This window comes from Pirellulales bacterium, assembly GCA_035533075.1.
Classification (GTDB): domain Bacteria; phylum Planctomycetota; class Planctomycetia; order Pirellulales; family JAICIG01; genus DASSFG01.
Window position 1 is genome coordinate 1 of sequence record DATLUO010000242.1, and the last position, 13,205, is coordinate 13,205.

5 protein-coding genes are annotated in these 13,205 nt (G+C 63.7%); 4 read left to right on the plus strand and 1 reads right to left on the minus strand.

The window, feature by feature from the left end:
• Nucleotides 1-48: 48 nt before the first annotated feature.
• On the minus strand, nucleotides 49-1,854 hold the full coding sequence (locus VNH11_30090) for a hypothetical protein (GenBank protein ID HVA50635.1): 1,806 nt from the start codon (nucleotides 1,852-1,854) through the stop codon (nucleotides 49-51).
• 452 nt (nucleotides 1,855-2,306) lie between these two features.
• On the opposite strand from VNH11_30090, the gene VNH11_30095 reads away from it, so the two are divergent.
• The 4 genes from VNH11_30095 to VNH11_30110 all read left to right on the plus strand — a co-directional run bounded on the left by VNH11_30095 (nucleotide 2,307) and on the right by VNH11_30110 (nucleotide 13,138).
• Nucleotides 2,307-5,813 carry an efflux RND transporter permease subunit gene (locus tag VNH11_30095; GenBank protein HVA50636.1) on the plus strand — a complete coding sequence of 1,169 codons (3,507 nt, stop codon included), beginning with the start codon at nucleotides 2,307-2,309 and terminating at the stop codon, nucleotides 5,811-5,813.
• 108 nt (nucleotides 5,814-5,921) lie between these two features.
• On the plus strand, nucleotides 5,922-7,532 hold the full coding sequence (locus VNH11_30100; protein HVA50637.1) for an efflux RND transporter periplasmic adaptor subunit: 1,611 nt from the start codon (nucleotides 5,922-5,924) through the stop codon (nucleotides 7,530-7,532).
• Between the two features lie 26 nt (nucleotides 7,533-7,558).
• A complete protein-coding gene (locus VNH11_30105; GenBank protein ID HVA50638.1) occupies nucleotides 7,559-9,190 on the plus strand; it encodes an efflux RND transporter periplasmic adaptor subunit in 1,632 nt (543 codons plus the stop codon).
• 531 nt (nucleotides 9,191-9,721) lie between these two features.
• The gene (locus tag VNH11_30110; protein ID HVA50639.1) at nucleotides 9,722-13,138 is read left to right on the plus strand and encodes an efflux RND transporter permease subunit; all 3,417 of its coding nucleotides are present in this window, start codon (nucleotides 9,722-9,724) and stop codon (nucleotides 13,136-13,138) included.
• Nucleotides 13,139-13,205: the final 67 nt, after the last annotated feature.

Sequence of the window (13,205 nt, forward strand, 5' to 3'; positions counted from 1 at the left end):
AGCTCTATGCCGCGCGCCGCGGCACATCGCCGACCGGCGGGTAGCTGCTTAGAAGAACACCTGCGTGCGGAACCAGAACAAGTTGTTGTGCCCGGTGGTGCTGGTCGTGGTCAGCAATACCGGCCGGTTGTAGCCCGCATATTGCCAGTCGAAGGTCAGCTTGACGTAGTGGTTCCAGTACCAGTTGAAACCGAGGTCGGTCACGTTGGCGTTGTTGGCCGAGGTGGTCGGATCGGCCAAGGGCACGCCGAAGGCGGCGCTGGAGAACACGTTGTCGCTGAGGTGGATGTTGGCGAAGCGGGCAAAGAGCTCCACCGCGCCCAGCCGGCCTTTTTCCGACCCCTCGCCGCGGACGTGGCTGACTTCCCCCATCGGCCGGCGCGGCTCAAGCAGTTCCACGCGGCGCGTGATTTCCTCACCGGTGAGAAAGTAAAACATGGCCACGGAGTATCCGGTCGACCGCACGCGCGTGTGGATCGGGCTGCCGAATCCGGCGAACTCGTCGGTGCCCAGGTGAATGTTCTCGCGGCTGGGAATGCTGCCCGTGGCGATCGAGTAATCCTGATAGCCGCCCTGATACCCGGCGACGCAGCCAAAGCTTTTGAAGTAATAGGCCAGGTCGCCCGACCATTGCATGCGGATGCCGTTTTCGAAGGCGGCGGGGTTGAAGCGAAAAAAAGTGGGCGAGAGATTGGCGGCGGCCGCCGACGCGCTCTGATCGTTCGCCGTGCGCAGCGAAAACGGCTGGGCCGGGTTGCGCTCGTTGCCGAAATTGAACGAGCCGCCCATGTTCAGTTGTTCCAGAAAGCCGATCTTACTCTTCAAAAACGGCTTTGTGTTCATGAACCAGAACAGGTCCTTGCCGCTGTTGAAATCCTGAAACGACCGCCGCGGGCCGTTGAACAGCCCCAGGGCGTATTCGAACCGCTTCGCGAGGAGCTGGCCGTGAAACATGCCGCCGATCTCGCGGTTGGGCGCCAGGTTCGTGACGTACACCGACCGCTCCGGTGCGATCAGGTCGTTTTCCGAGACCTTGATGTATTCGTAGGTATAAGGCGTCTTCATGCGGCCAATGCGAAACTGGAGTTTCTCCTTGTCGATTTGCTCGAAGCTGATGTCGGCAAAGGCGTCCAAGAGATCGAGCGGCCCGTAACCGCGGTTGATGACCGTGTAAAAATTGACGTGCTCCGAGACATGGCCCATGAAATACCAGCGTTGCCGCGGGATGAAGAAGTTGTCGTGCAGCGGATCGCCGGTGGGGTTGAACATCCGGGCATCGACCTGCGTCAGGTTGTGGAACGTCAACTCGAAATAGTCGTCGTCGGTCTTCCAGCTAAGACCGTCGCCGAACCGCGTGCTGACCTTGCGCCGCACGGCCTCCATGTCGGGGCGATATTCTTCGGCGCCCTCTTCGGCCGCGGGGACGAGTTCTTCCGGCTGACCGACGGTTCCCAGGCTGCGGCGGGGCCGCACCGGTCCCTGCAGGGTCGGCCCGCGCAACCCTTCTTCACCCAGCGTCCCCGGCCCGCCTTCGCGCGGCGGCCCGATCGTGCCCAGCGCCGAACCTGGCCGCCGCGGCTGGAAGGTCAGGCGTTGGATCGACTCGCCCAGCGGGTCGTTCGCCACCGCCGGCTTGGGCGCCGCCGGCGCGAAAGGCCGCACCTGCGGGAACCTGAAAGTATGGTTGGGACCGATCTCGTCGCTCGGAGGGTCCGCGGCCTGCTCGTCTGCCGCTTGCACTTCGCCAGCCTTTGAATCGGCCCTGGCAAACGACAGTTGCGCGGCCGCTTCCCGGCCTTGGCCAAGAACGAAGCCCAGCAGGGCGATGCCCAGCGGAGATCGAAGAAGTGACATAGCTCAGGCGCAGAACCACGCCGCAAGGGAAGGGGCGCGGTTTATAGCACACATCGTCGCCGCCCCGCAAGAGAGAACAACCGCCGCATGCGGCATATAATGCACGCGGTGGCCGTTGCGACGAGTCGTGGTGGCGCTTGCCTAATCTCGTGGCATGAGACGCAACGCGCGTTGGCGGCAGGCGGACATCCTCTTTCCGCAAGTGAAAAGTTTTTTGCGCCTCGCATCGCGGGTGTGGGCGGCAGCGGCCGCGCGGCGGCACCCTACGAAATTGTCATCCTGGCCGCATCCACTTTCGCCCATTAGACTTGCCGCGACTGCAAACCCTCGCGAGCGGCGCGGGCGCCGAGCGCCGCCGACCGCGGTACACCATCTGCCTGTCCGTACCGCCGGCCATCGTTGTCACGGAGGCCGACAGCAGTCACGGCTGACATATTCCTGACGGAACAGTAATGAATCCAATTGTCTTTGCGATGCGGCACCCGATCACGACCATGATGCTGGTCGTGGCGCTGATCAGCGGCGGGGGGCTGGCTTATAGCCGCATGCGGGTCGATATCTTTCCCTCGCTCAATGTGCCCAAGATTTACGTCTTCCTCGATTACATCGGCATGAGCCCCGATCAAGTCGAGGGATTCATCGTCAACCAGCTCGAACTTTACTTCCAGTACGTCGACGGCATCCAAGACATCAACACGCGGAACATCCAGCAGGTTGCCTTGTGCGAGCTGTCGTTCTTCCCCGGCACCGACATGGGCCAGGCCATGGCGCAAGTGGTCGCCATGTCCGACCGGGCCATGTCGTGGATGCCCAAGGGAACGCTGCCGCCCATGATCATGCGCATGGACTCCGGCAGCGTGCCGGTCGGCTACCTGGTGTTCGAGAGCGACAAGACGTCGTTGGGAGCCATGGGCGACCTGGCGCAAAACGTCATTCGGCCGCTGGTGCAGAAATATGTGCCCGGCACGGTCGCCATCTCGCCCTTCGGCCCCAACATGCGGTCGATCGTGGTCACCGTCGATCCGCAGAAGCTGCTGGCCTACAACCTCAAGCCGCAGCAGGTGATCGAGGCGGTGGCCACCGGCAACACGATCATTCCGGCCGGAAATATCTACACCAAAGACTCGATGCCGCTGGTCAGCAACAATGCGACCGTCGTCGACATCCAACGCCTGGGCGACATACCGCTCAAGATCGGCCGGAACGTCTATCTGCGCGACGTGGCCAGCATCACGGACGATACCGACATCACCTACGGTTATGCGCTGGTCAACGGCCGCAAGTCGGTGTACCTGCCGATCATCAAGAAAGACACCGGATCGACCCTCACCGTTGTGGCCGACGTCCGCAAGTCGATGGACTTGTTCCGCAATGCCATCCGTCCCGACATGTATCCGGAGGTCAAGCTCAGCTTCGAGTTCGACGAGTCGCCGACCGTGGTGGCGGCGGTCGAGAGCGTGGCCACCGAAGGACTCATCGGCGCCTGCCTGACCGGCCTGATGATCATGCTCTTTCTCGGCGACGTGCGGAGCGTGATCGTCGTCGTCTCGAACATCCCACTGGCTCTGCTCGGCTCGCTGTTCGGCCTCTGGCTGACGGGCAACACCATCAACATCATGTCGCTGGGCGGACTGGCGCTGGCCATCGGCATTCTCGTCGACGAGGCGACGGTGGAGGTGGAGAACGTCCACGCGCAGATGGCCAAGACGTCGAAGGTGGCCTCGGCGGTGCTGCACGGCAACCTGATTACGGCCGTGCCCCGGCTCTTGGCCTTGCTCTGCATTCTGTCGGTGTTCATCCCGGCCTTCATCATGGAAGACCCGCTCCGCTCGCTGTTCATGCCGCTGACGCTGGGCGTGGGCTTCGCCATGATCTCGTCGTACCTGCTGTCCAGCACCTTCGTGCCGATCATGTGCGTCAGCCTGCTCAAGCACACGGGGCACGGGCATGGCGAGGAGAAACTCGGCCTGTTCGGCCATCTTCTGAAAGCCTACAAGAAAATTGTGAGTGGGTTCGTGCATGCCCGGTGGATCGTGGTGCCGGCCTACCTCGCCGGGTGTGTCGCGATCATCGGCGTGCTGGGTGTGCAGGTTGGCACCGAGCTGTTTCCGCAGGTCGATTCGGGACAGTTCGTGCTGCGGTTTCGCCCGCCACCCGGCTCGAACTTCGAGTTGACGCGGCAGATGGCGGTGAAGTGCCTGGAGGAGATCGAGCGGGAGGCGAAGCCGGAAAACATCGACATTTCGATGGGCTTCGTGGGCCAAGTGGCCCCCAACTTCGGCATCGATAACATGGTGCTCTTCATGCGCGGTCCCGACGACGGCCAGTTGCGCGTGGCGCTCGGCGAAGCGAGCAGCATCAAGCTGGCTGAGTTTCGCGAGCGGCTGCGCACGGTGCTGCCGGAACGGGTCGTTCCCTGGCTGGCGACGCGCCTGGAGCAGGGTGGTTTGTCCAAGGCCGAAGCCGAGCGGCAGGCCGGTCTGGCGACCTTTGGCTTCCAACCGGGTGATATCGTGACCAACGTCATGAGCTTCGGCTCGCAGACGCCGATCGCCGTGCGGCTGGTAGGCACCGATCTCAAGCTGGTCCGCCAGCACGCCGAAAAGATCGCAGCGGAGATGAAAAACATTCCCTACCTGCGCGACGTGGGATTCGAGCAGCAGCTCGACTACCCGTCGGTCGAGGTAACCATCGATCGCGAAAAGGCGGGCCTCAGCGGGGCCAAAGTCGACGACGTGGCGCGCGCCCTGGTGATGGCGACGTCGTCGACCCGCTTTACCAATCTCAATTACTGGGTCGACGTGAAGACCGGCTTCGACTACCTGGTGCAGATTCAGGTGCCGCCGTTGCGGATGGAAAAGCCCGAAGACGTCGAGGTCTTGCCGTTGGAATCGGTCAATCCGCTGGTGAACCTGATGGTCCGCGACGTGGCCGCCGTCAAGAAGGGCGTGCGGCCCGGCGAGCTCGATCGCGACATGTCGCAGCGCTACCTGACCCTGACGGCCAACGTCGAAGGTGAGGACATGGGCCGGGCCTCGCGGCAGGTGCAAGCCGCGATCGACGCCGCCGGCAGCCCGCCCCAAGGCGTTCGCGTCGAGCTGATGGGCCAGTTGCCGCCCATGCTGGCGATGTTCAAGGCGCTGAGCATCGGGCTGGCGGTCGCCGTGTTTGTGATCGTCGTGCTCTTGACGGCGTATTTCCAGTCGCCGCGATTGGCCCTGGTTTCCATCGGTGCCGTGCCCGGCGTGCTGGCGGGCATCGCCACCATCCTCTATTGCACGAATACCTCGCTGAACATAGAGTCGTTCATGGGATCGATCATGTGCCTGGGCGTCTCGGTGTCGAATTCGGTGATGCTCGTGACATTTATGAGCGACCATTGGAAGGGCGGATCGCCCGCGGTCGAGGCGGCCATCGTGGGGGCCGGCGAGCGGCTGCGGCCCATTCTCATGACGGCCTGCGCGATGACGGTGGGTATGGTGCCCATGGCGCTGGCCCTGGAGCGCGGCAGCCAGATGCAGGCGCCGCTGGGCCTGGCGGTGATCGGCGGGCTGGTGATGTCGACCTTTGCCACCCTGCTGGTGCTGCCGTCGGTGTTCGCGATGGTCATCGGCGGGAAGGTCGCCCGTTCGCCGTCGATGTACCCCGACGATCCCGAAAGCCTCTACTACGATCCGCACGCCTTCGACACCGACCGCGCATCGGGCCATGGCGATTCCGGCCACGGCGCCGACCGCTCTCGGACTGGGCCCGCCGGTCAGACCGGGCCGGTAGAAACTGCCGTCGATCGCCGCTTCGACAAGGTGTTGGCTTTCCCTTGGGATCCTACGGCCGTCAGCAGCGACCCGTTCGTCACCCATCACACCCAAGAAGAAATGCTCGACACCCTGGGCTTTGACGCCAAGGACGTGCCGCCCGACGAACGGGTGCGAGATGAGGAGAATCCGCCGCGAAGATAAAGCGATGCGGTGGCGGGCGCACCGCCGCCCAAGAGCAAGCTGAATAACGTACTACACTTTTTGCATGGGAGATTGTTGATGTACTGGCCCTTTCGTTGGAGATCGCTTATGCGACGTGGCATCTTGCCCGCGGTTTTGCCTCGTTCCGCTCACGGGCGGTGGCTGGTGTTGGGGCTGCTGGCCGCGCTGCTGGCGCCCGGTTGCGGCCGGCAACAGAAAACCGAAGTCGCACGAGCTCCGCGGCCCCTGACGGTCCAGGTCCGGCGGCCCGAAACTCGGGATATCGTGCGGTCCGTCGGGCAGCCGAGCTTTGTCGAAAGCTACGAGCGCACCAGCATCTACCCCAAGCTGAGCGCCTATATCAAAAAGTGGCACGTCGACATCGGCGACAAGGTGACGAAAAACCAGGTGCTCGCCGACCTGTTCGTGCCGGAGGTCGAGGAAGATTGCCAGACCAAGTACGAGGCCCTCGAGCTGGCCGAAGAACGCGTGAAGCTGGCCGATGAGAAGGTGAAAGTGGCCGATGCGAACGTGCTGGTGGCCGCGGCGCACCTCGACGCGGCCAAGAAGATTCTCGATCAGTACGAGGCCCAAGTCGCCCGCTGGGACGCCGAAGTGAAGCGCCTCACGCGCGAGACGAAGCTGGGCCACGTCGATGCGCGGGTGCTGGGTGAATCCGACAGCCAGCTTAAATCGAGCATCGGCGCTCGCGACGCGGCCTTGGCCGAGATCGAGAGGTCCGAGGCAGACCTGAAGTCGAAGACGGCCACCTTTGACGAAGACGAAGTGGGCGTCGAAGTCGCTCGGGCGGCGGTCGAAGTCGCCAGGCATGACTACCTACGGGTGAAGTCGCTGGTCGATTGGTACCTCAAGCTGTACGCGCCGTTCGACGGCGTGATTGTCGCGCGCAATGCGAACACCTGGGACTTTGTGCTGCCCGCCACGGGCGACCCCACCGCCGACCATCAGCGCGATCCTGACCTTTCGCCGGGCGGCAAGGCCGCACCCATCTATGTGGTCGACCGCACCGACGTGGTCCGCGTGTTTGTCGACATTCCCGAGCATGAGGCCAACTTTGTCCACGTCGGGTCGAAGGCGACCGTGCTCGCCAAGGCGTTCCGCGATCAGCCCGTGGTGGCCACCGTGACCCGCACCAGTTGGGCGCTGAACGTCAAGAGCCGCACGTTGCGGGCCGAGATCGACCTGCCCAATCGAGGCAGCACGATTCCCGACGACCTGCCGGCGAGCACTCGCGAGGCCCTGACCCACGTCAAGATGCCTGGCACCGATACCGAAATGTTGCCCGGCATGTACGCCTACGGCAAGGTCATGATCGAGCGCCCGAAAGTGCGGGCGCTGCCGGTGGCCGCCCTGATGCACAGCGGCGACCAGACGTTTTGCTGGAGCTACCAGGACGGCACGGCGGTGCGGACCGAGGTCACGACCGGCGTCAGCGACGGCGAGTGGATCGAAGTCACTAACCGCCGCCGCCGGCCGCCGGCCGAGGCCGGCCTACGCAAAGTCCGCCTCGGCGCGCCGACCGAAGTCGCCCAAGAGTTGCCAACGGCCTTCGACGAGGAGGCCGACTGGGTGCCGTTCGACGGCTCGGAGCAGGTGATTGTGGGCGACCTGTCGATTCTCACCGATGGCGCGCCCGTGCAGATGGCCCCGGCGGCAAGGGGTGGCGAGATCGCCCATGCCAGCCCCAACGGAATTTAACGCAGACCCCAACAGAAAGATTGCTCATGAACGACTCTTTTATTCATAGATCGGTTCTTCGTGCCGCACACGCCCTGGGGCCGGCGTTGGGCCTGCTGGCCGCACTGGCGGCGCCGGGTTGCGGTCACCAGCACAAGGCCGAAGTCAAAAGCGTTTCGGATCCCCCCGCCGTTCAGGTGATGCGGCCCGAGACTCGGGATATCGTCCGCATCGTCGGGCAGCCGAGCTTCGTCGAAGCTTACGAACGCACCTCGATCTACCCCAAGCTGACGGCCTATATCCAAAAGTGGAACGTCGATATCGGCGACAAAGTGACGAGAGACCAGGTGCTCGCCGACCTGTTCGTGCCCGAGATCGTGGAGGACTGGAAGCAAAAGGGCGCGACCGTCGAATACGATAAGAAGCGGGTCAAGCTGGCCGAGAAAACGCTGCTGGTGGCCAAGGCCGATGTGGAAGTGGCGATGGCGCTCGTCAAAGCCGCCAAGGCCACCTGGGCGCAATACACGTCGGAGGCGGTCCGCTGGGAATCGGAGGTCAAGCGGCTCAGGGCCGAGGTCGGACGCGGCGTGGTCGATCCCCAAGTGCTGCTCGAATCGGAGAACCGGCTGCGCGGGTGCGTCGCCGCGCGCCAGGCGGCCGAGGCCGACATCGTCAAGGCCGAGTCCGAACTGCAATCGAAAAGGGCCACGGTCGGTCAAGACGAAGTCGCCGTCAGGGTCGCCCAGGCCGACGTGGAAGTGGCCGACAGCGACTATAAACGGCTGGGGGCCTGGGCGGATTGTGGGCCGGGTCAAAAGCCCTACATCAAGCTCTATTCGCCGTTCAACGGCGTGATCGTGGCCCGCAATGCCAATACCTGGGACTTTGTCTTGCCTGCCACGGGCGACCCCTCCGCCGACGAGCACGCTCCCTACCAATCGCCCAGCGGCCAGGGCAGCCCCATCTACGTGGTCGACCGCACCGACGTGGTCCGCATCTTTGTCGACATTCCCGAACACGACGCCAATTTCGTCGACGTCGGCTCGAAGGCGAGCGTGCTCATCAAGGCCTTCCGCGAGCAACCGATCTTGGGCACGGTCACGCGCACGAGTTGGGCGCTCAACGTCAACAGCCGTACGTTACGCGCCGAGATCGATCTGCCCAACACCGGCAGCCCCATTCCCGACGACCTGCCCCAGGTCGTGCGGGATGCCCTGACCCGCGTCAAACTGCCCGACACCGACAGCCAGATCCTGCCCGGCATGTACGCCTACGGCAAGGTGATTATCGAGCGACCCAAAGTCCGTGCGCTGCCGGTGGCCGCGTTGGCCTACGCGGGCGAAAAAACCTTCTGCTGGATCCACGAGAACGGCAAGGCGGTGCGGATCGAAGTGCAAACGGGCGTGAAGGACGGCAAGGGCAAGTGGGTTGAGGTCATCAACCGCCGGCGCAGGACGGCCGCGGAAACCGGCATCCACAACGCCAGCTTCAACGCGCCGGCCGAAGTCACGCAGAACCAACGTCCGGCGATGCACGATGACGCCGACTGGCTGCCCTTCGACGGATCGGAGCAGGTGATCTTGGGCGACCTGTCGGTCCTCACCGACGGCGAGCCCGTCCACGTCGTTGCGGGGAGCGGCGAAAGCAAAGCAGCCGGCGCCGACCCGCACGGGATATAGCGGCGTGACTTCACCGGTTCAATGCTCTCGGGACAGCATGGCGTCTCCGTGGCGTCAAGCGGTGCCCCGGTTCGACGCGCCGGGGCATCGCTTCGCTTCTTGGCAAAACGTCTCGCATGGGTCACGTGAAGTAGGGAGCTGGCGGCTTAAGCACGTGCCAACGATCCATGCGGCACGCCAGTTGCTTGCCCTTCTCTTCGCAGCAGTGTGGCGACCGTCAGCGAGGACTTCTGGATCGCTGTACAGTGACAGTCATGTCTTGTTCTCATTGGCGGCGGCGACGCAAGGCTAGGCGTCGTAACATCTTCGACGGACGAGCAGACCGAGGCACCAGGCGGGGCAAAAGTACCGGGATGGCTCACCGTGCGCATCAAAGGCAGCTTCCACGTGGACAGAAACTTCTTTCCAGCACGGACAGGAAGTTTCCTTCCACTGCGCGGTACAGTGGCCCTTGCGCCGTACAGCGGCCCTCCCGCCTGGCTTTTTTCGGGCGTAGTTTTTTACGGCAGTAGCGTTCCACAGGAGTAAGCCATGAATCCGACCGTCTTCGCCATGCGGCACCCGATCACGACCCTGATGCTGGTCGTGGCGCTCGTCAGCGGCGGCGGGCTGGCCTACCAGCGGATGCGCGTCGACATCTTTCCCGCGCTCAACGTCCCCAAAATCTACGTCTTTCTCGACTACATCGGCATGAGCCCCGACCAGGTCGAAGGGTTCATCGTCAATCAGCTCGAGCTCTACTTTCAGTACGTCGACGGCATCCAGGACATCAACACGCGCAACATCCAGCAGGTCGCCTTGTGCGAGCTGTCGTTCTTCCCCGGCACCGACATGGGCCAGGCCATGGCCCAGGTGGTGGCCATGTCCGACCGGGCCATGTCGTGGATGCCCAAGGGAACCCTGCCGCCGATGATCATGCGCATGGATTCCGGCAGCGTTCCCGTCGGCTACTTGGTGTTCGAGAGCGAGCGGACGTCGCTGGGCGCGATGGGCGACCTGGCGCAGAACGTCATCCGGCCGCTGGTACAGAAATATGTGCCGGGCACGGTCGCCATCTCGCCCTTCGGCCCCAACATGCGCTCGATCGTGGTCAACGTCGATCCGCAGAAGCTGCTGGCCTACAACCTCCGGGGCGAGGACGTCATCGACGCCCTGGCCAAAGGCAACACGATCATTCCGGCCGGCAACATCTACGTCCATGACTCGATGCCGGTGGTCGCCAACAATGCGACCGTGGTCGACATCCAGCGGATGGGCGACATTCCACTCAAGGTCGGCCAGAACGTCTATCTGCGCGACGTGGCGACCATCCTGGACGACACCGACATCACCTACGGCTATGCGCTGGTCAACGGCCGCAAGTCGGTCTATCTGCCGATCATCAAGAAAGACACCGGATCGACCCTCACCGTGGTGGCCGACGTTCGCAAGTCGATGGACCTGTTCCGCAACGCCATACGTCCCGATATGTATCCCGAGGTCAAGCTCAGCTTCGAGTTCGACGAGTCGCCCACGGTGGTGGCGGCGGTCGAAAGCGTGGCCACCGAAGGCCTGATCGGCGCGGGCCTGACCGGCTTGATGATTCTCCTCTTTCTCGGCGACCTGCGGAGCGTGATCGTCGTGGTCTCGAACATTCCGCTGGCTCTGCTGGGGTCGATGTTCGGACTGTGGCTGACGGGCAACACCATCAACATCATGTCGCTGGGCGGCATGGCGCTGGCCATCGGCATTCTCGTCGACGAGGCCACCGTGACCATTGAGAACGTCCACGTGCAAATGCAACACACGCCGAACATCGCCACGGCGGTGCTGCGCGCCAGCAATGCCACCGCCGTGCCGCGGCTGTTGGCCTTGCTCTGTATCCTGTCGGTGTTCATCCCGGCGTTCATCATGGAAGACCCGCTCCGCTCGCTGTTCATGCCGCTGACGCTGGGCGTGGGCTTCGCCATGATCTCGTCGTATTTGCTCTCCAGCACGTTTGTGCCCATCTTGTGCGTCTACCTGCTGAAGCACATGGGGCACGGGCACGACGAGGAGAAACCCGGGCTGTTCGGCCGCATGCTCAAGGTCTACGGCAAGCTCGTCGCTTGGTTTGTGCGATTGCGGTGGGTGATCGTGCCGGGCTATCTGGCCGGCTGCGTGCTGATTCTCGCCGGGCTGGGGTTGCAGATCGGCACCGAGTTGTTCCCGCAGGTCGACTCCGGCCAGTTCGTACTCCGTTTCCGTCCGCCGCCCGGCTCGAACTTCGAGCTCACGCGGCAAATGGCCGTGAAGTGCCTGCAAGTGATCGAGGACGAGGCGAAGCCCGAGAATATCGACATCACCATGGGCTTCGTGGGCCAGGTGGCGCCGAACTTCGGCATTGACAACATGGTGCTCTTCATGCGCGGGCCCGACGACGGCCAGATGCGCGTGGCGCTCAACGAAGAGAGCGGCATCCGGCTCGACGAGTTCCGCGAGCGGCTCCGCAAGGTGCTGCCCGAACGCATCATCCCCTGGCTCGCCGCGCGCCTCCAGCAGGGAGGCCTGTCGACGGCGGAGGCCCAGCGGCAAGCCAAGCTGGCCACGTTCGGCTTTCAGCCGGGCGACATTGTGACTTCGGTCATGAGCTTCGGTTCACTGACGCCGATCGCGGTGCGGCTCGTGGGCACCGATCTGAAGCTGGTGCGGCAGCACGCGGAAAAGATCTCCGCCGAAATGAAAAAGATCCCCTATCTGCGCGACGTCGGCTTCGAGCAGCAACTCGACTATCCTTCGGTCGAGGTGACCATCGACCGCGAGAAGGCCGGCCTGAGCGGCGCCACCGTGGATGACGTAGCTCGCTCGATGGTCTTTGCGACTTCATCCACCCGTTTCACCAACCTCAACTACTGGATCGACGTCAAAACCGGCTTCGACTATCTCGTGCAGATTCAGGTGCCGCCCTTGCGGATGGAACAGCCGGAAGACGTGGAGATTTTGCCGGTGGAATCGGTCAATCCGCTGGTGAACCTGATGGTCCGGGACGTGGCGACGGTGCGCAGAGGCACGCGGCCGGGCGAGCTCGATCGCGACATGTCGCAACGTTACGTGACCTTGACGGCCAACGTCGAGGGCGAGGACATGGGGCGGGCCTCGCGGCAGGTGCAAGCGGCGGTCGATGCCGCCGGCGCGCCGCCCCAGGGCGTGCGCGTCGAGCCCATGGGCCAGTTGCCGCCGATGATCGCCATGTTCAAGGCCCTGGGGGCCGGCCTGGCCGTGGCCGTGTTCGTCATCCTGGTGCTCTTGACCGCCTACTTCCAGTCGCCCCGTCTGGCCCTGATCGCAATCGGGGCCGTGCCGGGGGTGCTGGCGGGCATCGCCGTCATCCTCTACACGACCAACACGGGCCTCAACATCGAGTCGTTCATGGGCTCCATCATGTGCCTGGGGGTTTCGGTGTCGAACTCGGTGATGCTGGTCACCTTTATGGACGACCATTGGAAAAAGGGAGCGCCTTCGATCGAGGCGGCCGTCGTCGGGGCGGGCGAGCGCTTGCGGCCGATCTTGATGACCGCCTGCGCCATGACCGTCGGCATGGTGCCGATGGCACTGGCGCTGGAACGAGGCAGCCAGATGCAGGCCCCACTGGGGCTGGCGGTGATCGGCGGGCTGGTGATGTCGACCTTTGCCACGCTGCTGGTGCTGCCCTCGGTGTTCGCCATCATCATCGGCAACAAGGTGGCCCGATCGCCCTCGATCTACCCCGACGACCCGGAGAGCATCCACTACGATCCGCACGTCTTCGCACACGTCGACGCGTACAAAAAGGAGGTCACCTCCAGCAAAGACGACGCGGCGTGGGACAAGCATGCCACCGAGCACGAGAACCTCCTCGCCACGGGCCGCGCAATCGAGCACAGCGGCAGCGCGCCGGGCGTGCCGCCCGATGCGCCGCCGCCGAACGAAGACGTGGGAAACTCGCCTTGAAGCGCCGCGAACCGGTGAGGATAATCAGGGGCAGGTTGGTCTTGAAAAGCACCTGGTTGCTGGGAGC